A 25,198-nucleotide genomic window follows, 5' to 3' on the forward strand; every position below is an offset into this window, starting at 1 on the left:
TATCCTCAGACCTTCTGCGCTGACGACCGAATTGCCGTGACCTTGGGCTTCGCACCCATGCGTCCGGTGAGCGGCACACAATTGGTCTTGCCCGAATAGGGCCAATAGTCGAGCTTGCAGCCATAGGGGCCGCCGACATTTTCTTCAACGACTGCAATACCGTTCGTGGCCAGAAATTGCCGCGCGAAATCGAAATTACGCACTCCCACATTATAGAAGGAGTTGCCGGGACTGGCTCCACCAAAAATCTTTGCCTCCAAACGCCAGACATTTGCGCCACGCGCCAACAGTCCGGCCACAAGAAGCTCCATCAGCTGACAGCCATATCGCGCCGCCTCACTCTTGCTCATGCCCTTGGTAACGGGGCCTGGCAATACAAAATGATTCATGCCACCGAGACCCAGCACGGGATCGCGAATACAGGCTGCAACACAGGAACCGAGAACCGTCGTCAGCACAGTATCGGGATCGTCGTTGACGGCAAATTCTCCCTGCGAAATAGTTATCCGCCCTTTAGGCAGATCCATTCGTGAAGCCACTTGAGCATTCCAAACGAAAGACATTCAATCCGACCCCTGCAATTACATAGAAATAAAAGCATAGATTGAAACAAAAACCTATTGCTCATTTCTGTCCGCACGCCGCGCCATAGCGCCGTGCGTTTTGGAAAACCGCACAAAGGACGCTGTAACACTTTATATTTTCTGCATAATTTTCTCCTTAAACTGCAACTGGTTTAAGGAATTATGCCTCAGGCTTTGGATAAGAAATTACACCAGACATTATCGCAACATGCTCACTCATCGGACACAACGCAGACACTAGCCAATTCAGTGGTGCCGACTTCGCTATTAATCGGGCATTCTGGCTTCCTGGCTAATAAACCATGAATATATTGATTTATTGTCTACTCGTCATCGGTCAAGGAATGCAGCGGACCAAGTCACGCTTCCTGGACTGACACGATCGTGTCGTGGATCAGCTTCAGCACGGCACCGGCCTCGATATCAGTGCAGATCGTCTGGCTTGGCAGGTCATCCCAATCACTGGGACCAAACCCCATCGCGTCCGGCTTCTGAATGGTCTGGCCATCGGCAATGCCGCCGCAGACCACGCGGATCGAACCGCTGCGGGTGGTGAACAGCTCCGGCGCCACAACATAGGCGCAGGCGCAACTATCGTGGACCACCATGCCATCAGGCACCCGGCTCTCGTAGAATTTGATATAGAACTGCGACAGATCGAACAGCAATTGCGCCCGCATGCCCGCCGCATCGCGGATGTCAGACAGCGCCTGGCGGGTCATCACGGTTTTCGTCGTGACATCCAGACCAACCACAACCACCGGCCATCCGGCGGTGAAGACAATATCGGCCGCTTCCGGGTCGCCGTGGATATTGGCCTCGGCGGCGGGCGTCACGTTGCCGTTGACATAGAAGGCACCGCCCATGATGACCACGTCCTTGACCAGAGAAACGATCTCAGGATCTTCCTTCAAAGCATTGGCAAGATTGGTCATTCTGCCAACCGCAACGATCCGCACCTCGCCCGGATTGGCGCGGATGGTCTCAACAATGAAGCGATGCGCCGGGCGTGGATCGAGCGGCACGTCCACGGCATCCGGCACACCGATATTGCCAAGCCCATCATCGCCGTGAATGAATTTCGGCGGCTCATGGGTAACACGATGCGGAATGAAGGTTTCGCCAGCACCCTTGGCAACCGGCGCGTCGATATTCCATTCCTGCTTCAGATAAAGCGCATTGCGGGTCGTGGTCTCAATGGCGGCATTGCCGAATACGGTGGTGATGCCAAGCAGATCGATATCCGCATGATGATGCAGAAACAGCAGTGCCATGGCATCGTCAACGCCGGGGTCTGTATCGAAAATCACCTTATGCATCGCGCTGTCCTTTATATATCCTTTGACGGGACAATAGCGGCCTTGCGCCATCCCGCAACCACTGTTGGCGTCAGACGGCCTGGTTTTTCTTGGATACACCCTTCTTGCCCACATTGCGCAGCACATGGGAAAAATCAGAATTGTAGAGATCGCTATCGCGGAAGGCGACATCGCCGAATACTTTACCGACCATGACCAGCGCCGTTCGGGTAATCTTCGCCTTGCGCACCTCCTCAGCCATGTCCTTCAGCGTGGTGCGGATGAACAATTCGTCCGGCCATGTGGCCCGGTAGGCGATCACCACAGGGCAATCCTCGCCATAATAAGGCGTCAGGGTCTCACGGATATGGTTGAGATTGCGGATCGACAGATGAATGGCCAGCGTGGCGCGGGATTTTCCGAGGATTTCCAGCGTCTCGAATTCCGGCATCGACGATGCCTTCATTTCCGTGCGGGTGATGATCACAGTCTGTGCCACTTCCGGCAGGGTCAGTTCGGTCTTCAGCCTTGCAGCAGCCGCCGCAAAGGCGGGTACGCCCGGCACCACGTCATAGGGAATATCAAGGGCGTCCAGCCTGCGCATCTGTTCAGCAATCGCCCCATAGATGGCAGGATCGCCGGAATGCACCCGCGCCACATCCTGGCCTCGTGCATGGGCCGCCTGGATCTCGGTGATGATCTCGTCCAGATGCATCGGCGCGGTATCCTTGACCAGCGCATCAACAGGTGCGGCCTTGACGATTTCCTCCGGCACCAGCGATCCGGCATAAAGGCAGACCGGGCAGCGCTCAATCAGCCTCAAGCCCCGCACGGTAATCAGGTCGGGTGCGCCTGGACCGGCACCAATGAAATAAACCGTCATGTCATGCGTCCTTCTGCATCGCCGTACCCGCCTTGCCGGAATAGCCGCGCGGCGTATAAACCCAGGTCTTGCCGTCGCCGGTTTTAACGGTGCGGCTTTCCGACGAACCAACGATGACCACTGTCAGCATATCGACATCATCGACATTCAAGCCAACCAGTGGCACGACCCGCACCGTCTCGCCGGGACGGCCAAGATTGGTGGCGAGAATGACCGGCGTATCGGCCGGGCGATAGGTGAGGAGTTGATCGCGGGCATAGGCCAGCTGCGTGCGCCGCTTCATCGACACCGGATTGTAGAAAGCGATGACGAAATCGCCCTCGCCCGCCGCCTTGACCCGGCGCTGGATATGCTCCCAGGGCGTCAACAGGTCCGACAGAGAAATGGTGCAGAAATCATGGCCAAGCGGCGCGCCAATCCGGGCAGCGGCAGCCTGAAGCGCGGAAATGCCGGGCGAAACCTGTACCTCGATCCGCTGCGCGCCCGCGGAAATTCCGCCCTTGTCCAAAAGCTCGAACACCAGCGTTGCCATGGCATAAATACCGGCATCGCCGGAACAGACCAGCGCCACCGTCTTGCCCTCGCCCGCCAGTTCCATCGCATGGACCACACGGGCTTCTTCCTTGCCAAGGTCGAAATCATGCCGGGTCTTGCCCTCGGCAAGCGATCCCAGCAGGTCGAGATAAAGCGAGTAGCCAACAAGATCGCTCGAAGCCGCCACCATGCGCGAGACTTCCGGCGAGCGCCAACCGTCAGACCCCGGCCCGATGCCAACCACGAACAAGGTTCCGCGGGCGCGGCCAAGGCTTGTTTCCTTGATGTTGATGGGCTGGGCGCTGCGGCCCAGAGCGGCGGTGACGCCTTTCGATTTGATCTTGGGCAGAACCAGCGCACCGTCCGAACCAGCCACCGCCAGCGCCGCGCCCTCCGCCACGCCGTGGCAACCGACTTCGGCAAACACCACATCCGACGGATTTTGCAGACGGGGGCGTTCCTGTTCCAACCGCTCGGCGGGAAAGAACCGGGCGGCGACACCGAAATGCTTGGCCACCGCATGGATTGCCGCCTCATCGGCCTTGACGTCGATAGAGGCAACGGCGGCAAGGCTTTGCGCGGCAAGACCCGATATATCCAATGCCTGCTGCGCCAGCGCAATCGCCTCTTCGACCGATGCATGGCGCTCGCAGCCCATGCCCAGCACCAGGGTTTTCGGGTGATAGACCAGTTCCAGCGGCCCCGCCGTCCGGCGCTGGTCGGTAACGGTCAAGGTCACCTTGCCCTCGTCGTGAAAAGCAAGGCGTGAAGCCGTCAGCCAATCGGCATTGCCAACCAGCCGGACGCTTGCCCCGGCCACCAGTTCGGCCATGACCGTCTTGGCCTGTTCGGGATTGGCCAGCACATAGCCCTCAGGCGGTGCATCCAGCGCCACACCGAACCGCAGATCGCCCGTCGTGGTAATCGCAGCATGGGCATCCAGAGCCTCAGCTAGCGACCTCGCCATGTCATTGGCGCCGTGGTGGCCGCCCAGCAGCGGCACGATGGAGGCGCCATCCTCGGACACGCACAGCACCGGCGGTTCGGACTGCTTATCGGTGAGCAATGGCGCCAGCAGCCGGATCAAGGCACCCGACGCCATGATGGCAAGGATCGGGCGGCCAGCAGAAAACAACGCCCGGACATGGCTTTTGACATCGTCAAAGGTCTGATCTGCCCCTTCCACACGGGAGGCCGCGGCATGAACGTCGCCACCAACAGCCTCGGCAATGCGCCGCGCCAAGGCCAGCGCCGTTGGCATCAGAATGACAATAGCGGGTTTTGTATTGTCGTTTTTTTCAGAGCCAGTTTTTTCAGGGCCGTTTTTTTGAGGCGTCGTCATCAAAGTCTTTCCGTTTGCGGAGCCGCGCCAAGCGCCCAGCCCTCAGCTCCCTTGTAAATCAGGATCATCGAGAAATACGGGGCAACGTCCTCGGCGACATCGCCCAGCGGCAGCAGGCGCTCGCTTTGCAGCGACACCCGCTCGACATAACCGGCATTGGCGGTCAGGGCCATGGCGTGGATCAGCGCCCGGATGCGGGGGAAATGCCGCCCCAATTTGATGATGGCGACGGCAGAGGCGCTTTCGATCCGGCTGCGCAGGACATCATCCTCCAGCGGGCCTGGAAGCACGGTCAGCACATCGTTGCGGGCCGCCAACGGTCGGCCATAGGCAGCGGCGGCGGCCATCATCGACGAGACACCGGGAATGACTTCGGTCGGATAGCGATGCGCCAGCCGCTCGAACAGATACATGAACGAGCCGTAGAAAAACGGATCTCCCTCACACAGCACCGCCACATCCGAACCGGCATCCAGATAGTGCGACAGGGTCACAGCGGCAGCGTCATAAATTTCCTGAGCCGGATAGCGCTCCACCCGCATCGGCACGATCATTGGCACTTCCAGCTGGTCGGCCCGCAGATAGGGCGCGGCAATCTGGCGGGCAAAGCTTGGGCCGGTATCGGGTGCCGGATAGGCGATCACTGAAACGGAGGTCAGAATGCGATGCGCCTTCAAGGTCATCAGTTCCGGGTCGCCGGGGCCAAGGCCCAGACCATAGAGTTTACCCGTCATTTGGAAACACTCCATGTTGTCACCGGCATCAGCGATTTCCAACCACAGAACCGACCGACGGGTGCTGCGCGCGACACGGAAATCCGGCTCATCTCACCGCCATGCAGGCCGCGCAACGTTACAAGCTGTGCCTCACCTTCCAGCGTCACGGCATTGGCGACCAGCCGCCCGCCGGGCCTCAGCGCCTGCCAGCAGGCCTCGAACAGACCTTCGGTGGTGATGCCTCCGCCGATGAAAATCACATCCGGCGGATCAAGCTTCAACAATCCCGCCGGTGCTTCGGCCTCGACGATCTCCAGATCCGGCACGCCAAGCACCTCGGCATTATCGCGCATCATCGCCAGCCGCTCGGGCTTAGGCTCGATGGCGATAGCACGGGTGCCCATGCCGGCGCGCAGCCATTCGATGGCGATGGAGCCGCAACCGGCACCGACATCCCAGAGCAAAGCGTTGGGAAACGGTGCCAGATGGGCAAGCGTTGCCGCCCTTACCTCACGCTTGGTCAATTGCCCATCGTGGCGGAAGGCATCGTCCGGCAGGCCCGGCACCGGCGACAACAGCACTCCGGCACCGGCGCAATCCACGGCCAGCGTGTTGAAATCGGCAATTCCCGGCGGCTGCGCCAGTAAGTCTCGCGCGGTGACATGCAGGATGCGTTCCAGCGCGCCGCCCATATGTTCCAGCACATGCAGCATGGAGGCCCCAAAGCCGCGCCGCACCAGCAGGTCGGCGGCCTCAAAAACCGTTTCGGCATTGGAGGTCAGGGCGAGGATACGCGCACCCGGCAGCACATGCCGGTTGAGGTAGGACAATGGGCGGCCATGCAGGGAAATCTGCGCGACGTTTTGTAAGGGCCAGCCAAGCCGGGCGGCGGCAAGCGAAAAGGCCGAGGGGCTGGGCAGGACCCGCATTTCCTCTGGCTGCACATAGCGCCGAAGCGTAGCACCTATGCCGAAATGCATGGGATCGCCGGTTGCTACCACCACGACCGGCTTGCCGCGCAATGCCAGGAGCTGATCCAGTGTTTCCCGAAAACCAGCACCCCAGGTGAGGATGCGCCGCACATGGGGAATGGCATCGGCCACCGCATGTTCCAACCGCTCACCCAGCACCAGCACCTGCGCTTCGCTGAGATGGGCAAGCTGCTGCGGCGTCAGGCTGGCGAGACCGCCATCGCCGATGCCGATAATGGTCAGCCACGGATCGCTGGTTGCCTCAGTCATTGGCACCCAGCCCTCCCGCCAGCGCATTGACCGCAGCCGATGCCATGGCGGAACCACCTCGCCGGCCTTGAACGGCAATGAACGGCACGCCCCGGCTGTTGGCGGCAAGTTCCGCCTTGCTTTCCGCGGCCCCGACAAAGCCAACCGGCAGACCGAGGATCAATGCCGGCTTCGGTGCACCTTGATCCAGCAGTTCCAGGAGGCGAAACAGCGCCGTTGGTGCATTGCCGATGGCAACGACAGCGCCTTCCAGCTGGCCAGCCCAAAGATTGACCTGCGCTGCCGAGCGGGTATTGCCTGCCCAGGCGGCCAGTGGCCGCACCCTGACATCATTGATCATGCAGACCACTTCGTTTTCCGCTGGCAGAAGACTGCGGATAATGCCGTACCGAACCATTTCGGCGTCGCAGAGAATTGGCGCACCGGCGGCAAGTGCCGCAGCCCCTGCCTCGAAGGCACCCTGCGAAAACACGATATCGTCAGCCAGATCGATCATGCCGCAGGCATGGATCAAGCGGATCACCAGCGGCTGCATGGCGACAGGAAACCGGTCAAGATTAGCCTCGCGCCGGATGATCTCGAAGGACTGACGGTAAATCTCGGCAGGTTGGCGGATATAGTCGAGGGTCGGACTCTGCTTGACGTCTTCCGTTGCGTCATCCGGCTCACCTAACGGAAGCTCCGCAACTGTTGCGGCCAGATCTTCATGGCCAATGCCCAGCACCCAGCCCTCTTCCTGCGTCGTCACGTCAATCTCCTCATCCGAGAGCATGCGGGGCCGTTCAAACAGCCTCCCCAACATCCCAGCCGCATCGAAACCGGCAAAGGCTAAAGCCACCCGGCGTACCTGGGCTGCATCCTTCACTTCATTCTCATGATCCCCCAGCGAAAACAGCGAGGGGTAAATTTCCGCCAAAACGACATGATGGCCGCCGCTGGAAAAAACCGGCTGGGCATCGAGTCGATAAAAGGCACCGCCTGGTTTTTCCGCATCTCCAGCCGTAAAGCCAGTCTCAAACGGCCAGACCGCAATCTTGTCACGGTTCGGATGCCCGTCGAGAAAGGTACTCAATCGGGCAATACCCAGCAGGCTCTGGCTGCCGACCGACCCGGCATAGGCCAATTGCCAGACGGATTTTGCGCCGCGCGCATGGCGCTCCGCAAGCCGCATGGTAAAAGGCGCGCTGGTGGGTGCCGCGGGTTTTGTTGCTGGCAGACCGTCAAGATCCAGCGTCTGTGGCCTGCCCCAGAAGCGCGGCTCCTGCGCAAAATAGTCCCGGTTCCAGCGCGCAGCCAGTGTGAAACGGTTATTGGCATTATCAGCGCCGTCTTCAATCTCACGGGCAATGGCGCGCCACAGGCCTTGCCAACCCGGCTCACCCGTCACCCGCGCCGCCGTACCCGTGGGATAACCGAAGGCGAAATCGAAACCGGCCAGCAGGCGCTTGCCCGCCGCCAGCGCATCGCTGACCACATCCTCAAACCGTGCCATGAAGGCGGCACGGGTGGGGAAGTTTTCCAGCCAAACGATCTCTGCTCCCACCTCGCCGCAATCGACAAGGCAGGCCCAGATGGAGTTCTTGCCCGTCACCGGTTTGGCTGCGCCGGACCAGTCCACGATCAAGATGCGGTCGAACAAGGCCATCAGGTCTTCTTCATGGATTTCGGCCCGAGCGGATGATCCGCATGGGGATAAGGCGCATGGGTGTGGCTGTGGGCGTGTCCATGATCGTGATGGTGGTCATGCCCGTGGTCGTGTGTGTGATCATGCTTTCCATGCGCGTGGCCATGCCCATGATGGTCGTGGCTATGATCATGACCACAGCCGCAATCCGGCCCGTGTTCGTGGACATGCGCCTTGCCGCTGGACGGCGCATTCATCACCGCTTCCAGCCCGGCATCGGGGCTGGCATTCAGCAAATGTCCGTATTTGCCGCCAAGCGTCGTGGAAGCACCATAGTCGAAAGCCGGTTGCAGCGGAGCTGGATCGGCATGGCTATGCACCGGCGTCCACGGCAGACCATGCTTGAGACAGAACGCCTGATCGCGGCAGGAGGCGTCGCAATCGCCCTTGCACGGACAGTCTTCCAGCCCGCCGCCAATGCCCTCGACATGGTGGTGGTGGCTTTCCTGCGGCTGGCCGATATCGGCCTCAAAGCCTAAAACCTGTTCGCGGTATTTGCACATCTGGCAGTTCATCACCGCCGCCCCTTCGAGGATTTCGCGCACCCGATCCTGAAAGGCATCCAGCACCAGCGGATGATCATTGAGATAGCTGGCCTTGACGAACTGGATGTCCGGATAACGGGCCGCCACCTCATCGGTATAGCTGTAGATCCTCTTCACCAGCACGCCGGTAAACAGGAAATAGGGGAAGACGATGATGCGCTTATAGCCCAGCTTGGCGGCATGGGTCAGGCCCGGTTCCACCAACGGAAAGGTCACGCCGGAATAACAGGTTTCGCCCCAGCCGAAGCCCATGCCTTCCCACAGCATCCGCATCACCTTCGTGGCGTTGGAATTGGCATCGGGATCGGAAGAGCCGCGCCCGACCACCATCAACAGCGTGTCATGCTTATCGACAAATCCCAGTTGCCCATTCGCCTCGTCCACGGCAGCCTGGATGCGGTCACCGGCAGCGCGGATCATCTTCAGGTCGATGCCAAGCTCACGCCCATAGTTGATCACCATGCCGGGGTTTTGCGCCTGATAGGTATTCAGCACCGAGGGAATATCGTTCTTGGCATGGCCTGCGGCAAACAACATGCCCGGCACGGCCAGAACCCGGGTGACGCCCTTTTCCCGCAAGGTGTCGAGGCCCGCCGAGATCACCGGATTGCAGAATTCCAGGTAGCCGTATTCGACGGGAAGGTCGGGATTGCGCGCCTTCAGCCCTTCGGCGATGACAGCGAATTCCCGCGCCGCATTCTGGTTGCGGCTGCCATGTCCACAGACCATGATTCCGAGTTTTTCTGCCATGACAAAAGGCTCCCTGCTTCGTTTCGTTTTATGTACGAAGCGCCGGAGCTGCCGGTTTTTCCGGCATCTCCTATGGCCTTTGGGACAGCTCCGGAATTGGCCCCCTGATTGGGTCAGCCGCACCGGACGATTCCAGCCTGTCGAACAGGCGCCGTCGCACATCTTGGCGGGCAGGAATAGCGAAGGCCCGGTTCCGGGTCAAACCGCAATTTCAGCCGAAGACGATCCGCCCACGGCCAAAATCATTCTCACTGAAAATTTTCCTCTCAACCTGATTACCGTTTGGCAGGGAATGCAGTAAGAGGCTTGATATTCAACTCTTCTCCGGATTTCCCATGACCGATATTGCCTTACAAGCCCTGATCTTCCTGTTTTTTGCCGCCTTTATTGCAGGTTTTGTCGATGCGATTGCCGGTGGTGGTGGCCTCATTACCATTCCAGCCATGCTGATTGCCGGTATTCCGCCGCTGGAAACGCTGGGAACCAATAAATTGCAGGGCATGTTCGGCTCGGCCTCGGCCACTATCGCCTATAGCCGCAAGGGCCATGTCAACCTGAAGAAACAATTGCCGATGGCCGCCATGTCGGTGCTGGGTGGCGCGATTGGCGCTGTCATCGCGACCTATGTGCCGGGCGATGTGCTGAAAGCGCTGATGCCGTTTCTGCTGGTGGCGATTGCCGCCTATTTCGCCCTGAAGCCGAACATCTCAGACGTCGATAGCCACCAGCGGATGACGCCTTTCCTGTTCGGCCTGACACTCGCCCCGCTAATCGCCATTTATGACGGCGTGTTCGGCCCCGGCACCGGCTCCTTCCTGATGCTGGCTTTCGTTTCGCTCGCCGGTTTCGGCATGTTGAAGGCCACCGCCCACACCAAACTCTTGAATTTCGGCTCCAATGTCGGCGCTTTCCTGGTCTTCGTGTTCAACGGCGTGGTTTTGTGGAAAATCGGCATTGTCATGGGCATCGGTCAGTTTCTCGGCGCCCAGACCGGCTCAAAACTGGCAATGAAAAGCGGTGCCAAAATCATCAAGCCGCTGCTGATCGTCACCTGCATCGGGCTGGCGATAAAGCTGCTGCTGGACCCGACCAATCCGGTGCGGGTCTGGATGGGGATTTAAGACATCAAGGCGAATTACATTGCACGATGTTCAGAATTCCACACCCAGCTGCGCCTTGATGCCGGAGCGGAACGGGTGTTTGACCAGCTCCATTTCCGTCACCAGATCGGCAATCTCGATCAGCTCATCCTTGGCATTGCGGCCCGTCAAAACGACATGGGTCATGGGTGGCTTTTCTTCCGACAGGAAGGCGACGACTTCGCTGAGGTCAATATAATCGTAGCGGATAGCGATATTGATTTCATCGAGCAGCACCATGCTGTTGGCGGGATCGCGGATCAGTTCTTTGGCCTTGTCCCAGGCGGCTCTGGCCATGGCCATGTCGCGCGCCTTGTCCTGGGTTTCCCAGGTAAAGCCTTCGCCCATGGTGTGGAAGGCGCAGAGGTCGGAAAAATGCCGCAGGATCAGATCGCGTTCGCCGGTTGACATCGCCCCCTTGATGAATTGCACCACCGCGCATTTCTTGCCATGGGCAATATGGCGGAAAATCATCCCGAAGGCTGCCGAGGACTTACCCTTGCCCTTGCCGGTATGGACGATGACCAGGCCCTTTTCGCCGGTCTTGGTCGCCATGATCTTGTCGCGCGCCGCCTTTTTCTTCGCCATTTTCTCAGCGTGGCGGGCAAGATCGTCCGATGCTGCTGCAACGGCTCCGCTATCGACGGTTTCGGTCATAGGGCATTCTCCAATTGGATCGTCTGTAAAATCTGGGCATCAGAAATCTGGGACAGATGATATCTCGCCGAATTGCTGCGCGGCGTCCAGAGGCCACGCTCGATGGCTTCCAACAGCCGCTGCGACATGTCCTTCAGCGCTGCCGGGTTTTTATCCGCCATGAAGGCCCGCACCCGGTCATCGCCAATAAAAGCCCGGTAGACGGCTTCGAAATGCGGCTGGCGCACGGCACCGGTGGTGGCGGCAAAGGCAAACAGATAATCCACCGTCGCGGCGATTTCGAACGCGCCCTTATAGCCATGCCGCATCACGCCTTCGATCCATTTCGGATTGACGACGCGGGCGCGCACCACCCGGCCAATCTCTTCCTCCAGCGTGCGGATGACAGGCTTTTCCGGTCGGGAATGGTCGTTGTGGTAGACGGTTGGCCTGCGTCCCGAAAGCTGCTCGACCGCTGCCGTCATGCCGCCCTCGAACTGATAGTAATCGTCGCTATCCAGCAGATCATGTTCGCGATTGTCCTGGTTTTGCACCACGGCCTGCACGCCCTGCAAGCGCTCTTCGAACAGGCCGCGCTCGGCCTTGCCTTCTTCGCCCGCGCCGTAAGCGTAAGCGCCCCAGACCAGATAGGCCTCGGCCAGATCGGCCCGGCGCTCCCAGCCCTTTTCATCGATCAAGGCTTGCAGGCCCGCTCCGTAAGCGCCGGGTTTCGACCCGAATACCCGGTAACCCGCCCGGCGGCTGGCGGTCTTTTCGTCCAGCCCCTGTTGCTGGAACAAGACTGTTTCGGCCCTGATACGCGCCGCAATCGGATTATCCGCCGCATCCTCATCCAGGGCGCCAACCGCCCGCACCGCCTTGTCGAACAAGGCGATCTGCTCAGGAAAAGCATCGCGGAAAAACCCTGAGATCCGCAGCGTCACATCGACACGCGGGCGACCCAGTATCGCCTGGGGAATGATTTCATAGCCCGTCACCCGGCGCGAGGCGTTGTCCCAAAGCGGCTTGACGCCGATCAGCGCCAGCGCCTGGGCAATATCATCGCCGCCCGTGCGCATATTGCTGGTCCCCCAGGCGGTAATGCCAAACGATACCGGCCATTCGCCATGGTCCTGCACATAGCGGGCAACCAGCAGTTCGGCGGATTTCTGGCCGAGTTGGTAAGCGGCGGGTGTCGGCACAGCGCGGCTATCGACGGAGTAGAAATTACGGCCGGTCGGCAACACATCCGGCCGACCGCGTGTCGGCGCACCGGACGGGCCGGGAGCGACGAAGCGGCCAGACAGTCCTTTGAGCAGCCCGGCAATTTCCGCTGGGCCGGATTTAACCACGCTCGGCTTCAGCCGGGCTTCAACCTCATCGAGAACAGCGCGGGTGTTTTGCCAGTCTTCGGGGCAGGCAAGCCTGCCCGACACCATGTCTGACGCCAGCAGTTCGATCCGCTCGACCGTATCGCCCTTGGTGCGCCAGGGGGCTAGTGTGACGTTTCTCAGAAGGTCGGGTTGCGGCCCGTCCCAGATATCGGAGAACACACAGTCCAGAGGATCAAAATCGGCCCACCCGGACAGCGCATCCGCAGCAATCGCGCGGTGCAGACTGGCATCGCGGCCTTTGCCTTGTGCACGCGGCACCCGCGCCAAGGCCACAACCAGATCGGTCAGCAACCGGCCTTCCGGTGCCTGCCCGAAAATATGCAGGCCGTCGCGGATCTGCATTTCCTTGAGGTCGCAGAGATAGGCGTCAAGCTTGGTCAGCTTGACCTCTTCCGCCTCGCCCCCGGCAATGCCCGCGTCCTCATCCAGACCGATATCGGCGACCAGATCGAGGATCTGGGTTTTCAACAGGGTAACCCGGCGCGGATCACCGCCCATCGCCTGGTAATATTCATCGACCAGCGCTTCCAGATCCTTCAGCGGACCGTAGCTTTCCGCCCTGGTCAGCGGCGGGGTCAGGTGATCGATAATCACGGCGCTGGCCCGGCGCTTGGCCTGCGTGCCTTCGCCGGGATCGTTGACGATAAAGGGATAGAGATGCGGCACCGGACCCAGCACCGCTTCGGGATAACAGCTCTCACTCAGCGCCAGCGCCTTGCCCGGCAGCCATTCCAGATTGCCATGCTTGCCCATATGGATGATGGCGTGAACGCCAAATGTCTGGCGCAGAAAAGCATAGAACGCAAAATAGCCGTGCGGCGGCACCAGATCCGGCGAATGATAGCTGTCCTTCGGATCGATATTATAGCCCCGCGCTGGCTGGATACCGACCATCACCTTGCCGAACCGCAGCAGCGGCAGCGCAAAACTGTCTCCAGCAAAAAACGGATCGGCCTGCGGCTCTCCCCATCTGTCACTGATCTCCTGCCTGATTTTGTCAGGCAGGCTCCCGAAAAACCGCTGATAATCGGCAAGCGGCAGGGTCTCGCGGATCACCCTACCCTTCACCGCCGCATTGGTGACACCGGCCATCAGCCTCGTCATCAGCGCATCAGAGTCGGCGGGCAGCATGCCGGTGTCATAGCCTTCGGCCTTCAGGGCCTTCAACACCTCAAGGCTGGCGGCAGGGGTATCCAGCCCGACGCCATTGCCCAGGCGTCCATCGCGGTTGGGATAATTGGCCATGATCAGGGCGACCTGCCGTTCAGGCGCAGGTGTATGCCTCAGCCGCGCCCAATTGGCGGCCAGGCTGGCGACGAACGCCATGCGGCCCGGGTCCGGGGCATGACTGACCAGGGTGGTTTCCACCCGCGCATCGTAGCGGGCAGCGGATTTGAAGGAAACCGCGCGGGTCAGCACCCGCCCGTCCACCTCCGGCAGCGCAACATTCATGGCGAGATCACGGGCGCTCAGCCCTTGCATCGATGCGTCCCACACAGAGCGTGGCGACGAGGAAAACAGCGCTTGCAACACGACAGCGCCCTGCTCGTCTAGCACGGTCGAGGGCGCATCGGCACCCGGAACAGAAACGGCAAAACCTGTCGTGTTGACCACCACATCTGGTGCGGCCTGGTTAAAAATCATCCGCAGCGTCTCAACGCAGACGGCATCTTTCAAGCTGGCGACAAAGACCGGCAAGGGCCGCAGGCCTTTTGCTTGCAACGCCTCAATCATCGCCTCGACCGGCGCGGTCTCTCCGCTTTGGACGAGGGCGCGATAAAAGCAGAGGGCGGCAATCGGCCCTTCGCCTGCAAGCGCCTGCCATGCCTGGACATCGATCGCCCCTCGCCCCGGCCACCACAGCCCGGCCTTCAGCAGCGGCAAAGCCTCTTGCGGTTTGGGTGCATTGGTCAGCAGCGCCTGCGCATAGGACAGGAAATGGCTGGCATTGCTATCGCCGCCCTCAATCAGATAGGCCCAAAGCGCCGACAGATCCGAGGCATCCAGATTCGAAAAGGCTTCCAGCCCGGCATCCGGCTTGTCGTCGCCGGGCAGGACGGCAATTTTGATCGCATGGCGGCGGGCGCAGGCGTGGAGCGCTTCCAGCGCATAATGAAAATAGCTGGCCCCACCCAGCGCCCTGACAACGATCAGTTTTGCATGGCGGGCGGTGCGCTCGATATAGGTATCGACCGACATCGGATGTTTCAGCGCCATCAGGCTGGCCAGCCGCCATGTCGCGGTCTCGGATTGCCGCGCCAGCGCCGCCGCGATGGCGGACAGTTCGGTATCGGCGGCGGATAGAAACAGGATATCCCCCGGCGTCTGGCCAAGGTCTATCGCGTCATCCCCATCGCTGATCGAGCCTTGCTGAGCAAGCAGAAGATGCATGGCTTACGCTGCCGCCCGGATGGCATCGGCAATCGCCGATTGGTCGAGATCATGCAGGCCGATTACCACCAGCCGCGTCGCCCGCTGCTCGCCCGACGCCCAGGGTCGGTCATAATATTGATCAATGCGGCTGCCGACTGCCTGCACCACCAGCCGCATCGGCTTGCCGGGCACATCAACAAAACCTTTCAGCCGCAGCACGTCATGCGCTTCGATCACGGTCTTCAAGCCATCGACAAAACGGTCCGGCTCGCGCACCTGCGGCAGATCGACGACAAAACTGTCGAATTCATCGTGATCGTGGTGATGGTCATGCGCCTCGCCGCTCGCATGCAGCGCCTCATGCTCCAACTCGTGATGGGACTTGCGATTGTCGATATCGGCCTCCGAACCCGCACCAATGCCAAGCAGCACCATAACCGGCACATCGCCATTCTTCGCCTCGATCAGGGTCGGTTTGCGGCTCATCCGGGCCGTCACATCGGCTCGCACTTTGGCAAGTCCATCGGCATCGAGCAGATCAGTCTTGTTGAGCACGATCAGGTCAGCGCAGGTTAGCTGATCCTCGAACAGTTCCTCAATCGGGCTTTCGTGGTCGAGACTGTCATCGGCGGCGCGCTGGGCATCGATCCGGTCGTGGTCGTCAGCAAACCGGCCAGCGGCGACAGCGGCGCTATCGACTACGGTCACCACGCCGTCCACGGTGACCCGGGTGCGGATATCTGGCCAGTTGAAGGCGGCCACCAGCGGCTGGGGCAAAGCAAGGCCGGAGGTTTCGATCACAATATGGTCGGGCAAGACATCCCGTGCCAGAAGCTTTTGCATGGTCGGCACGAAATCATCGGCAACAGTGCAGCAGATGCAACCATTGGTCAGTTCGATAATGTCGTCCTCAGTGCAGGTCTCGGCGCCGCAGCCTTTCAGCACTTCGCCATCGACACCCAGATCGCCGAACTCGTTGATAACAAGCGCGATTTTCTTGCCGCCCGCATTCATCAGCATATTGCGGATGATCGTCGTCTTGCCCGCACCGAGAAAGCCGGTGATAACAGTGACGGGAATTTTCTTTTGCAACATTGTTCAGCCTTTCATTTTCAGGGGCAGGCCAGCCGCGACGAAGTAAACCTCGTCTGCGCTAGCCGCGATCAATTGATGAAGCCGCCCGGCATGGTCGCGGAAATGGCGCGCCATGCGGTTTTCTGGCACGATGCCAAGGCCGACTTCATTGGAAACAAGCACAATGGAGGCGGAAAGCCGGGGCAGCAGAGCCGCAAGGGCCGCGGCCTCAGCAGCCATGTCGCGCCCCTCCTCCATCATCAGATTGGTCACCCAGAGCGTCAGGCAATCGACCAGCACCACCCGGCCTGGCGCATCGATCTGCCTAAGCTTGTCCACCAGCGCCAGCGGCTCCTCATGCGTCACCCAAAGGCCGCCACGATCCTGCTGATGCTGGTCGATCCGGGCGCGCATTTCCTCGTCCCAGGCTCGCCCGGTCGCCAGATAATGGCGCTCCAGGCCGGTCTCTGCACAAAGCTGTTCGGCAAAATGCGACTTGCCGGACCGCGCGCCTCCGAGAACGAAGACACGTTTCGAAACTGTCTCGGCCATGGCGTCAGTTTCCACCGGCAGGCGGGGTGTAGAGCCCACTGGAACGTGGCACAAAGCCCGGCCATGCGGATGGGGCCGCATCGGCAGCGGATGGCGCGGAAGACCGCACATCCGGCCTTGGCTGCGATATCGCACCGCCAAAAGTGGAATTGGAACCGGATGGCGCGTGGAATTGCTGTTCAGCAGGTCGCTCAGAAGGCGCATGACGGGAAAACGGCAGCAGCGCAAAAACCAGCGCCGCCAGCACAAGCAGCGCTAAGGCCGCACCTATGCTGCGTGATGACACGAGCGTCATCATGACCTGCCTCCCTTGGGCGCAGGCGGCATAATACAAAACGGCCAAATGACCGTGAAGCGGAGCCTGAAAGGCCCGCGATCAATCTGTTGCGCCACGACAACCTCCGTGCTGGCGTCGGGGATCTCTCCCCCAATTGGGCGTAAAGCCCGTCACGGACGGCAGGTCTCCTGGCTCACAGCGTCAAACCGGTACCATCACGGCACTCGTTCGCAGATTTTCCTCACCTTCCCGGAGTCCACGGCAAAAGCGAAAAGGCGGACGATTCGTAGATAAAGAGGCGTCCAACCTCGGCAGATCGCTTCGCCACTCCAGTGGCTTTTCCGGCCTATCCGCTCACCGCACCGGCCACACCACGCGGCCCGCCATGCAGGGATTTTCAAAACCGGATGGAAAACCCTCGCTGTTCTACAGTCGCGGGGTCGGCTGCGTTTGGCATGCCCTGTCTGGGTCCACGCCTTCGCATTCCCTTTTGCTTTCCAGCCTCAATCTCTTCAGGCCGAAAACCATCCAACTCTAGGGTTAGCAGAATGAGGTTTGAAGTCAATCTGCAAGCCATGAACCAGCACCCTCTCTTGTCTTGGTACTCGCTATAGTTTTGGCGCGGTCAGCGAAAACAGCGAGCGTATCCGGGCTGAAATTTCTTCCGCCAGACTTTCAGGGCCGAGCGTCAGATCATTGGTAATGGTCAGCACCTTGAACGTGCCCTGGGCGACCACATCGCCGGTTTCAACTGAGGCAGCACTGACCTTGACCTCGGCTTCGTTGTGCCGCTTGTCCAGACCAAGCCCACTTGCCATCGTCTCAACTCTGACCGTCAGAATCACTCGCGGCAGAACCTCGCTGCGCACCGTGGCAGCAATGGCTGCTGACAGACGCCGCTCCACACCCTGAACCAGGGCCAGCGGCACTTTCGGACCCGCCAGCACGGTGACCGCGCGAATATCATAGTAAAACTTCTTCTGATCTGATTGAAACAGTCCTGCCATGCACCCGGCAAGCGCCATGCAGATCGATAGAAAGGCAAAAACGCGCAAATACCGCAGCAAGGTCAAACTCCGCACAAAGATATGGCACGGACCATCAAAGCCAGAGCTTGCCGCAAGCTTACGCTATAAGTCCGCAACGGAGATAGACCTGATGAAGGCGTTTCGACGAATTAAACCGCCTTTTGCTGACCACAAAGCAGGGAATTTTGCGCAAAAGAAAATATGGGCTGGATTTTTCTTAAACAAACCCATTATGGGACCGTTTTGTGCCTGACGGTCGGCAATTTCACACCCTCTCACCAGTGAGAATTTCGCCCGGAAAGGGCCTGTTTTGAGCGCCCCAAAATCATGCTCAAATCCTAGCCGAAGCACAATTAATAGCCATGAATCTGCACAAACGCATAGCAGTCGCCCATTTATTGCACTGTCGCTCATGCCTTCCCCGATGTATAAGCATGCCAACAGCTGAGGCGGGAGAGACCGCCGGATCAGCAAACAAGATCTCGAGGAAATGTCATGAACCCGATCCGCATTGCAAAAAACTGGATTAGCTATCGCCGCACTCTGTCCGAGCTGGGCGGCCTGTCCAACCAGACCCTGTCCGACATCGGCATCACCCGTTACGACATCCGTCACATTGCCAACCGCTCGTTCCGTTAATCGGTCCCGGTTTTAAAATTTGAATTGACTGTTCGAACGGCGCTTTTGGCGCCGTTTTCTATTTCTGGCCACTCTACGCGACGTAAACGTTTTGGTATGCCGTTTACCCCCCTCTGTCCTGCCGGACATCTCCCCCTCAAGGAGGGAGATCGACCCGGATTAAACCTCTCGCGTCACATCATCGCTCTTAACTATCGATAATTAAGACCTATCGGTAAACGTAGGAGGCTACGCCTATCTGATCTCCCCCCTTGAGGGGGAGATGCCTGGCAAGGCAGAGGGGGGCAAGCCGCAGAGCAAAACATTTACGTCATGTACGATGATTACTAACTCTCCAAACCAAGCTTGTATCTCCAAAGTGCAATTTGATCGGTTCAAGATTGGAAGCGGCGGCAAGGCGTGATAAGCAGCCGCCATGACAGACAACAACACCTATACCCCTATTCACATCATTGGCGGCGGGCTGGCTGGCTCCGAAGCCGCCTGGCAGATCGCCGAGGCAGGCGTGCCGGTCATTCTTCATGAGATGCGCGGCCTTCGCGGCACCGACGCCCATAAGACCGACAGCCTGGCCGAGCTTGTCTGCTCCAATTCCTTCCGCTCCGACGATGCCACCGCCAATGCAGTCGGGGTTATCCATGCGGAAATGCGGCTCGCAGGCTCATTGATCATGGCTTGCGCCGACCGCCATCAGGTACCGGCAGGTGGCGCGCTTGCCGTTGACAGGGATGGCTTTGCCGAGGCCGTGACGCAGGCGCTGGAAGCCCACCCGCTCGTAACCGTGGTGCGCGAGGAAATCACCGGCCTGCCACCGCGCGATTGGGATCTTAGCATCATCGCCAGCGGCCCGCTGACATCACCTGCACTGGCCGAGGCCATCCGCGCTGAAACCGGCGAGGATGCGCTGGCCTTTTTCGACGCCATCGCCCCCATCGTCCACCGCGACAGCATCAATATGGATATCTGCTGGTATCAATCGCGCTATGACAAAGTAGGACCGGGCGGCACGGGCAAGGATTACATCAACTGCCCCCTGGACGAGGCCCAGTATAACGCCTTCGTCGATGCGCTGATTGCCGGTGATGCGGTCGGCTTCAAGGAATGGGAAGGCACGCCCTATTTCGACGGCTGCCTGCCCATCGAAGTCATGGCGGAACGCGGACGTGAAACCCTGCGCCACGGGCCGATGAAGCCGATGGGGCTGACCAATGCCCATAATCCAACCGTGAAAGCCTATGCTGTCGTGCAGCTGCGCCAGGATAATGCGCTGGGTACGCTGTATAATATGGTCGGCTTCCAGACCAAGCTGCGCTACGGTGCCCAAGCCGAGATTTTCCGGATGATCCCCGGCCTGGAAAACGCCGAATTCGCCCGGCTCGGTGGCCTGCACCGCAATACCTATATCCATTCACCCGTGCTGCTTGATCCGTCTCTTTCCCTAAAGAGCAGACCGGGTCTGCGTTTTGCCGGGCAGATCACCGGCTGCGAAGGCTATGTCGAGAGCGCTTCTATCGGCCTTCTGGCCGGTCGCTTTGCTGCTGCCGAGCGCAAGGGCGAAGCCTTTAGCCCGCCGCCGGTGACAACGGCGCTTGGTGCCCTGCTCAACCATATTACCGGTGGCCATATCGTGTCCAACGACGAACCCGGCAAAAAGTCTTTCCAGCCGATGAACATCAACTTCGGACTGTTTCCGGATCTGGAGCCAGGCTCCATCGTCAAGCCCGAAGGCGTGAAACGATTCCGGGGCAAGGACAAGACTGTCATGAAGCGCCAGTTGATCGCCATCCGCGCTCTGGCCCATTGCCGGGAATGGTTGGGCCTGCCGCCACACATCCCACAGCCGGTTGAGGAAATGGAAGATGCGGGCCTGTAAGACCAAGGCCCGAAGATCTCAAAGGACCTGATAGCACATCCTACTCAATTGGACGTCTTGTCAAATCTGTCTTCAGCCGGCTCCAAGTCGTTCGGCGCGATATAGTTGCCAAGCAGCCATAGCGACACTTCTGCTGCCTCGGCGGGTTTGGCGAAAATATAGTCGCCGTTGTGCTGGGCTGCATCAAGGAAGGTGACATGGAAGCCATGAACGCTCTCCAGTGGTCGGACCTGCACATGCCCCGGCTCGATCAGATGGCAGGCATAATGATTTCGAAGATTGCGCATGAAACCGGCACGGTTGTCATGAAGCCTGACGAATACCGCTTTTCCATCGGCTGTGGCATGCAGGCTGCGGATGGCTTCGCCGGGAAAGGCGCGCCCGAATTCCAGGATGGCAAGTCCGACATCGCTTAGGGTTTCGCCGTCATTGCGCTCCGCCATGCGCGAGACGTACCACGCGAAGGCGATAATGCCCAAAAACACAAAAATACCGATCCCAACGCCCACTGGCAACCTCCGGATGATGCGAGAGCAGCACTGCCGATCGAGGATCGCGCAATTGCGGCAACACTTTATATCTGCTGCATAATCCTTTGAAACGATTCCAACTTGCGGATTTTGCAGTCGGTAAGAACTAACGGATGAGCCTTGCGTGAGTTTGGAGCCGGAGTGCAAACCTGTGCATCGTTTGCCAGGAAAAGTGTAATCCGAGTTTTCCCGAGGGGCTGGTTCAGGAGGAACCTGACAGCCCTAAAATCGACCCGTCATGCTGGCGCGCAGCAGTGTCAGCTGTCGGCGCCACTGAGCTCGGCGGATCGGTGTTTGCAGAATATCGGCACCGCGCCGACGAGCATCCCTCAGAATCGGACCGGCCAGCGCCACGGGCAGATAGGCCGCAACCAATGAGGCAGGAAGCTTGCCGCCAGCCCGCGCCTTGGCAAGATGATCGAGCCCCAAACCGGCGAAGGCTTCGATGGCACCATCGATCCTCATCTCGTCCTTACCCGACAGGAAGGTATCCCGGTCGAGGCCAGTCGCGGCCAGGATTTCGTCGGGAATGTAGAGCTGTCCCCGCGCCCGATGCTGCGGCATCAGCGCCAGCAGGCCAGCAATGGCCTGGGCCACACCGGCATGGCCGGCAATTGTTGCGCAATTCAGCGCGGCATCGGTATCCAGCACCAGGCTCGCCAACTGGATCAGCGCCGAGGCCGTCTCTCCCGCATAGCCTTCCAGTGCCGTTCTTGGCCCGATCGGATCATCGTAAAGGTCTGCAATTCGCGCATCGATCATGTCGAGCAAGGGCTGAACCGGCAAGTGATAGCGCTCTACCGTGTTTAGCAGCCCTGCCGCCAGCGGATTGGCCGTGGTATCGCCATGCCCCTTACCGGAAAGCAGATCGCGCCAATATTGCAGCCGTATTTCGCCCGGCAAGGGCTCGCGCACCAGATCGCGCACCCGGGCAAGCTCGGCATTGAAGACATAGAGCGCGGCCAAGGCAGGCTGTTTTTCCGGCGGCGAGAGAAGGCAGGCCAAATACCGGTCGCGGTCGATTTCCCGCAGTGTCGTAAGGCAGACATCGGCGGCCAATGGCGATGATTTAGCGCTTTCCGCCATGAGATCAGACTGCAATCAATGCGGCGGCCACAGGCCGTTCTTCCGCCAGCATCACATTATAGGTCCGCACCGCAGCTCCGGTGCTCATCGGGTCAGAGCCAATGCCAGCGGCGGTCAGAGCGGCTTTAACGTCGCTGGGGATACGGCGCAGTTCCGTGCCGGTGCCGAGCAACAGGAACTCGACCTTATCCGCCTCATCAAGCAGACGCTGGAGGGCGGTAACCGTCAGGTCCTCGCCCTCGCGCATATCCCAGCCATAAATGCCGGATGGTAAAAGCAAAAGGGAGCCGCGATGCGACATATCCGCGAACCGGAACCCGCCATTGCCATAGGCATCGATGGGGGACCGGCCCGGAAAATGCGCCTCGCGGATGATAATGCCCTTTGCCAATGCCTATGCTCCCGCCTTGCCCGCTGTGCCGTTCTTTTCCGGCTTTGCTTTTTCAGCCTTATCCGGCTCGCCCTGACCTTCGGGGCGAAGACGGAAGGCGATCAGAACCGGTGCAGCCATATAGATAGAGGAGAATGTGCCAACGAGAACCCCGAACAGCATGGCGAAGGTGAAGGAGCGGATAACTTCGCCACCGAACAGGAACAATGCCAGAAGAGCCAGAAGCGTCGTCACCGATGTCAGGATGGTACGAGACAGGGTCTGGTTGATCGACGTGTCGATCAACACATCCAGCGGCATTTTCTTGTAACGCCGCAGGTTCTCGCGCATACGGTCATAAACGACCACGGTATCGTTCAGCGAATAGCCGACAATCGTCAGGATCGCCGCGATACTGCTGAGGTCGAACTCCACCCCGGTGATCACATAGAGGCCAAGTGTCAGGATGACGTCGTGCAGGGTTGCGATGATCGCGCCTGCCGCAAACTGCCATTCGAACCGGATCCAGATATAGACCAGGATCGCCATCAGCGAAATCAATACGCCAATGGTCGCCGATTTCGTCAGCTCACCCGATACGGACGGACCGACGACTTCGGTACGGCGGAACTCGTAACCCTGTTCCAACGCGCCGCGCACCTTGGCAACAGCGGACTGCTCGCCGTTTTCACCCTCGTCCTGGGCCTGCAAACGGACCAGAACACTGCTTGGATCGCCAAAGCCTTGGACCTGAACATCGCCGAGATTGAGACTGCTCAACTGTTCACGGATCGCAGCAGGATCGGCATTGCCCTGACGGGCTTTCAACTCGATGATCGAACCGCCGGTAAAATCAATGCCGAGCTTCATGCCGACTGTGCCGAAACCGACGAGGGCGGCAATCGACAAGGCAGCCGACAGCAGGAATGTATAACGGCGGACACCCATGAACGGGATATTGGTGCCGTCGAAAATCCCGGTCCGCACACCCTTGGGCATCGCCTTGGGACGGCGCGTGTTGACCCAGACGGTAAACATCCAGCGGGTCAAACCAAAGGCGGTAAACACCGTGGTGATGATACCAATGGCCAGCGTTACCGAGAAGCCGCGCACCGGACCGGAGCCAAGAAAGAACAACACACCAGCGGCAATCAGCGTCGTGACATTGGCATCGACAATGGTCGCCAAGGCCTTGTTAAAGCCGATATCGATCGACTGGATCAGGGAACGACCGCTCTTATATTCCTCGCGGATACGCTCGTAGATCAGCACGTTCGAATCAACCGCCATACCGATGGTCAGCACGATACCGGCGATACCCGGCAACGTCAACGTCGACCCAAGCAGCGTCAGGATCGCAATAATCATAACGATATTGGCAAACAGCGCCAGAACAGCAAGCACGCCGAAGAAGCCGTAAAGCCCGATCATCAGCACCACGACCAGCCCCGCACCGATAAAGCCGGCAGAAACACCGGCCCGGATCGAATCGGCGCCAAGGCTTGGGCCAACGGTGCGCTCTTCGACTACGGTCAAGGTTGCCGGCAGTGCGCCAGCGCGCAGCAGAACGGCTAGGTCATTGGCGCCCTGCACCGTGAAATTGCCGGAAATCTGGCCAGAGCCACCGACAATCGGTTCACGGATCACAGGCGCGGAAATCACCTGATTATCAAGCACGATGGCAAAGGGCCGCCCGACATTCTGCTGGGTCGCCTGAGCAAAGCGCTGTGCGCCACGGCTATCGAAGCGGAAGCTGACGACCGGCTCGTTATTCTGCTGATTGAAGCTGGCCTGTGCATCGACGAGATCCTCGCCGGACACCAGAACTCGCTTTTCGACCAGATAAGGCACAGCCGCCTCATCCTGGCTGTAGAGCACTTCGGATGTCGCAGGTGGGCGGCCGCTGATCGCTTCGGTGGCCGACATGCTGGTATCGACCATGCGGAAGCTCAGCTTCGCAGTCTGGTTCAGAAGATTCTTCAAACGCTGCGGATCATCAAGACCCGGCACCTGAACGATGATCCGGTCGGAGCCCTGACGCTGGATCAACGGCTCGGTATTGCCAAGCTCATCGACGCGGCGACGCACGACTTCGATGGACTGGGTGAGTGCCGAGGACATGCGATAATCAATACCGGCATCGGTGAGGTTGAATTTCAACAACCCATCACCGCTATCGTCCAGCGTCGCTTCCTGGATGCTGCTCGACCCGAAACCACCGGTGCTGACCGGCGCGGTCAGTGTCTGCAAGGCCTTGCGCGCCGCATCGAGCTGAGCAGGATCGGTAATGCGCACTTGTACGGCCTGGCCAACGCCATTCAGCCCGGTATAGCGAACGCCCGCATCGCGAAGACTGCTACGGATATCGCCAACCACGGCTTCAAGCCGCTCCTTGACGATATCGTTGCGCTCGATCTTCAGCATGATATGCGAGCCGCCCTGCAAATCGAGGCCGAGCGTCATCTGCTTGCTCGGGAACCAGGACGGAAGACGGGCCAGTTGATCCTTGCTGAACAGGTCGGGCAGCGCGATCAGGACGCTCGCCACGACGGCAAGCCAGAGGAGAATGGTTTTCCAGCGGGAGAAATGCAGCATCGACATCTCGAAGGGTAAGGTCTGGGGCAAATAGACCGGGATCGTCAAACGGAAA

22 protein-coding genes and 1 riboswitch are annotated in these 25,198 nt (G+C 59.6%); of the genes, 4 read left to right on the forward strand and 18 right to left on the reverse strand.

Translation table 11 applies throughout. From position 1 onward, the window contains the following. Positions 1 to 5: 5 nt before the first annotated feature. The 8 genes from ASB66_RS14550 to ASB66_RS14585 form a co-directional block, all read right to left on the reverse strand. Positions 6 to 527, reverse strand: a complete 522-nt coding sequence (locus ASB66_RS14550) for a chemotaxis protein CheD (RefSeq protein WP_234613522.1) — start codon at positions 525 to 527, stop codon at positions 6 to 8. Positions 528 to 943: 416 nt separating this feature from the next. Beyond that, a complete protein-coding gene (locus ASB66_RS14555; RefSeq protein ID WP_060716797.1) occupies positions 944 to 1,903 on the reverse strand; it encodes a nucleoside hydrolase in 960 nt (319 codons plus the stop codon). 70 nt (positions 1,904 to 1,973) lie between these two features. After that, on the reverse strand, positions 1,974 to 2,765 hold the full coding sequence (cobM, locus tag ASB66_RS14560) for a precorrin-4 C(11)-methyltransferase (protein WP_060716758.1): 792 nt from the start codon (positions 2,763 to 2,765) through the stop codon (positions 1,974 to 1,976). Between the two features lies 1 nt (position 2,766). Beyond that, complete coding sequence (gene cobJ, locus ASB66_RS14565; RefSeq protein ID WP_060716798.1) at positions 2,767 to 4,560, reverse strand: precorrin-3B C(17)-methyltransferase; 1,794 nt, start codon at positions 4,558 to 4,560, stop codon at positions 2,767 to 2,769. Between the two features lie 80 nt (positions 4,561 to 4,640). Next, the gene (gene cobI / locus ASB66_RS14570; protein WP_060716759.1) at positions 4,641 to 5,375 is read right to left on the reverse strand and encodes a precorrin-2 C(20)-methyltransferase; all 735 of its coding nucleotides are present in this window, start codon (positions 5,373 to 5,375) and stop codon (positions 4,641 to 4,643) included. Continuing rightward, entirely contained in the window at positions 5,372 to 6,598 is a 1,227-nt protein-coding gene (gene cbiE / locus ASB66_RS14575) for a precorrin-6y C5,15-methyltransferase (decarboxylating) subunit CbiE (RefSeq protein WP_114386625.1), read from the reverse strand. The genes cobI and cbiE overlap by 4 nt, the downstream gene beginning before the upstream one ends. Next, a complete protein-coding gene (locus ASB66_RS14580) occupies positions 6,591 to 7,214 on the reverse strand; it encodes a precorrin-8X methylmutase (RefSeq protein WP_060716799.1) in 624 nt (207 codons plus the stop codon). Before ASB66_RS14580 ends, cbiE begins: the two co-directional genes overlap by 8 nt. A gap of 1,028 nt (positions 7,215 to 8,242) precedes the next feature. Further along, entirely contained in the window at positions 8,243 to 9,577 is a 1,335-nt protein-coding gene (locus tag ASB66_RS14585; protein WP_060716761.1) for a sirohydrochlorin chelatase, read from the reverse strand. Between the two features lie 335 nt (positions 9,578 to 9,912). Between ASB66_RS14585 and ASB66_RS14595 the strand changes: the two genes are divergently transcribed. Then, positions 9,913 to 10,698 carry a TSUP family transporter gene (locus tag ASB66_RS14595; protein ID WP_060716763.1) on the forward strand — a complete coding sequence of 262 codons (786 nt, stop codon included), beginning with the start codon at positions 9,913 to 9,915 and terminating at the stop codon, positions 10,696 to 10,698. Positions 10,699 to 10,728: 30 nt separating this feature from the next. Here the strand turns inward: ASB66_RS14595 and cobO are convergent, their stop codons facing one another. From cobO to ASB66_RS14625, 6 genes are all read right to left on the reverse strand, one after another. Next, a complete protein-coding gene (gene cobO, locus ASB66_RS14600; RefSeq protein WP_060716764.1) occupies positions 10,729 to 11,373 on the reverse strand; it encodes a cob(I)yrinic acid a,c-diamide adenosyltransferase in 645 nt (214 codons plus the stop codon). Continuing rightward, a complete protein-coding gene (cobN, locus tag ASB66_RS14605; protein ID WP_060716765.1) occupies positions 11,370 to 15,137 on the reverse strand; it encodes a cobaltochelatase subunit CobN in 3,768 nt (1,255 codons plus the stop codon). Before cobN ends, cobO begins: the two co-directional genes overlap by 4 nt. A 3-nt stretch (positions 15,138 to 15,140) precedes the next feature. Then, positions 15,141 to 16,214, reverse strand: a complete 1,074-nt coding sequence (gene cobW, locus ASB66_RS14610; RefSeq protein WP_060716766.1) for a cobalamin biosynthesis protein CobW — start codon at positions 16,212 to 16,214, stop codon at positions 15,141 to 15,143. Between the two features lie 3 nt (positions 16,215 to 16,217). After that, entirely contained in the window at positions 16,218 to 16,745 is a 528-nt protein-coding gene (cobU, locus tag ASB66_RS14615) for a bifunctional adenosylcobinamide kinase/adenosylcobinamide-phosphate guanylyltransferase (RefSeq protein WP_060716767.1), read from the reverse strand. Between the two features lie 4 nt (positions 16,746 to 16,749). Beyond that, positions 16,750 to 17,043 (reverse strand): hypothetical protein, encoded by a 294-nt coding sequence (locus tag ASB66_RS14620; RefSeq protein ID WP_060716768.1) that lies wholly within the window; start codon positions 17,041 to 17,043, stop codon positions 16,750 to 16,752. Positions 17,044 to 17,183: 140 nt separating this feature from the next. Next, positions 17,184 to 17,566, reverse strand: a riboswitch (cobalamin riboswitch). 64 nt (positions 17,567 to 17,630) lie between these two features. After that, complete coding sequence (locus ASB66_RS14625) at positions 17,631 to 18,029, reverse strand: hypothetical protein (RefSeq protein ID WP_234613524.1); 399 nt, start codon at positions 18,027 to 18,029, stop codon at positions 17,631 to 17,633. A gap of 16 nt (positions 18,030 to 18,045) precedes the next feature. Here ASB66_RS14625 and ASB66_RS26725 point away from each other — a divergent pair, with 16 nt between their 5' ends. The 3 genes from ASB66_RS26725 to trmFO all read left to right on the forward strand — a co-directional run bounded on the left by ASB66_RS26725 (position 18,046) and on the right by trmFO (position 20,562). Beyond that, positions 18,046 to 18,303, forward strand: coding sequence for a hypothetical protein (locus ASB66_RS26725; protein ID WP_234613527.1), 258 nt, complete (start codon positions 18,046 to 18,048; stop codon positions 18,301 to 18,303). A gap of 242 nt (positions 18,304 to 18,545) precedes the next feature. Continuing rightward, the gene (locus ASB66_RS14630; protein ID WP_015916326.1) at positions 18,546 to 18,689 is read left to right on the forward strand and encodes a DUF1127 domain-containing protein; all 144 of its coding nucleotides are present in this window, start codon (positions 18,546 to 18,548) and stop codon (positions 18,687 to 18,689) included. 415 nt (positions 18,690 to 19,104) lie between these two features. Then, on the forward strand, positions 19,105 to 20,562 hold the full coding sequence (gene trmFO, locus ASB66_RS14640) for a methylenetetrahydrofolate--tRNA-(uracil(54)-C(5))-methyltransferase (FADH(2)-oxidizing) TrmFO (protein WP_060716770.1): 1,458 nt from the start codon (positions 19,105 to 19,107) through the stop codon (positions 20,560 to 20,562). A gap of 44 nt (positions 20,563 to 20,606) precedes the next feature. On the opposite strand, the gene ASB66_RS14645 is transcribed toward trmFO, so the two are convergent. The 4 genes from ASB66_RS14645 to secDF all read right to left on the reverse strand — a co-directional run bounded on the left by ASB66_RS14645 (position 20,607) and on the right by secDF (position 25,143). After that, complete coding sequence (locus tag ASB66_RS14645; protein WP_060716771.1) at positions 20,607 to 21,071, reverse strand: hypothetical protein; 465 nt, start codon at positions 21,069 to 21,071, stop codon at positions 20,607 to 20,609. Between the two features lie 243 nt (positions 21,072 to 21,314). After that, positions 21,315 to 22,178, reverse strand: a complete 864-nt coding sequence (locus tag ASB66_RS14650) for a phytoene/squalene synthase family protein (RefSeq protein ID WP_060716800.1) — start codon at positions 22,176 to 22,178, stop codon at positions 21,315 to 21,317. A gap of 4 nt (positions 22,179 to 22,182) precedes the next feature. Further along, the gene (locus tag ASB66_RS14655) at positions 22,183 to 22,569 is read right to left on the reverse strand and encodes an Mth938-like domain-containing protein (RefSeq protein ID WP_060716772.1); all 387 of its coding nucleotides are present in this window, start codon (positions 22,567 to 22,569) and stop codon (positions 22,183 to 22,185) included. A 3-nt stretch (positions 22,570 to 22,572) separates the two neighbouring features. Then, positions 22,573 to 25,143 carry a protein translocase subunit SecDF gene (secDF, locus tag ASB66_RS14660; RefSeq protein WP_060716773.1) on the reverse strand — a complete coding sequence of 857 codons (2,571 nt, stop codon included), beginning with the start codon at positions 25,141 to 25,143 and terminating at the stop codon, positions 22,573 to 22,575. Positions 25,144 to 25,198 lie beyond the last annotated feature (55 nt).

The sequence above is a fragment of the Gillisella vitis genome, assembly GCF_001541345.2.
In the GTDB taxonomy this organism is placed as follows: domain Bacteria; phylum Pseudomonadota; class Alphaproteobacteria; order Rhizobiales; family Rhizobiaceae; genus Allorhizobium; species Allorhizobium vitis.

Coding starts and splice junctions, on each gene's coding strand:
- ASB66_RS14550 (WP_234613522.1), bottom strand. CDS start 527: ATGGATCTGCCTAAAGGGCGGATAACTATTTCGCAGGGAGAATTTGCC.
- ASB66_RS14555 (WP_060716797.1), bottom strand. CDS start 1,903: ATGCATAAGGTGATTTTCGATACAGACCCCGGCGTTGACGATGCCATG.
- cobM (WP_060716758.1), bottom strand. CDS start 2,765: ATGACGGTTTATTTCATTGGTGCCGGTCCAGGCGCACCCGACCTGATT.
- cobJ (WP_060716798.1), bottom strand. CDS start 4,560: ATGCCAACGGCGCTGGCCTTGGCGCGGCGCATTGCCGAGGCTGTTGGT.
- cobI (WP_060716759.1), bottom strand. CDS start 5,375: ATGACGGGTAAACTCTATGGTCTGGGCCTTGGCCCCGGCGACCCGGAA.
- cbiE (WP_114386625.1), bottom strand. CDS start 6,598: ATGACTGAGGCAACCAGCGATCCGTGGCTGACCATTATCGGCATCGGC.
- ASB66_RS14585 (WP_060716761.1), bottom strand. CDS start 9,577: ATGGCAGAAAAACTCGGAATCATGGTCTGTGGACATGGCAGCCGCAAC.
- ASB66_RS14595 (WP_060716763.1), top strand. CDS start 9,913: ATGACCGATATTGCCTTACAAGCCCTGATCTTCCTGTTTTTTGCCGCC.
- cobO (WP_060716764.1), bottom strand. CDS start 11,373: ATGACCGAAACCGTCGATAGCGGAGCCGTTGCAGCAGCATCGGACGAT.
- cobN (WP_060716765.1), bottom strand. CDS start 15,137: ATGCATCTTCTGCTTGCTCAGCAAGGCTCGATCAGCGATGGGGATGAC.
- cobW (WP_060716766.1), bottom strand. CDS start 16,214: ATGTTGCAAAAGAAAATTCCCGTCACTGTTATCACCGGCTTTCTCGGT.
- cobU (WP_060716767.1), bottom strand. CDS start 16,745: ATGGCCGAGACAGTTTCGAAACGTGTCTTCGTTCTCGGAGGCGCGCGG.
- ASB66_RS14620 (WP_060716768.1), bottom strand. CDS start 17,043: ATGATGACGCTCGTGTCATCACGCAGCATAGGTGCGGCCTTAGCGCTG.
- ASB66_RS14625 (WP_234613524.1), bottom strand. CDS start 18,029: ATGGCAGGACTGTTTCAATCAGATCAGAAGAAGTTTTACTATGATATT.
- ASB66_RS26725 (WP_234613527.1), top strand. CDS start 18,046: ATGCAGATCGATAGAAAGGCAAAAACGCGCAAATACCGCAGCAAGGTC.
- ASB66_RS14630 (WP_015916326.1), top strand. CDS start 18,546: ATGAACCCGATCCGCATTGCAAAAAACTGGATTAGCTATCGCCGCACT.
- trmFO (WP_060716770.1), top strand. CDS start 19,105: ATGACAGACAACAACACCTATACCCCTATTCACATCATTGGCGGCGGG.
- ASB66_RS14650 (WP_060716800.1), bottom strand. CDS start 22,178: ATGGCGGAAAGCGCTAAATCATCGCCATTGGCCGCCGATGTCTGCCTT.
- secDF (WP_060716773.1), bottom strand. CDS start 25,143: ATGCTGCATTTCTCCCGCTGGAAAACCATTCTCCTCTGGCTTGCCGTC.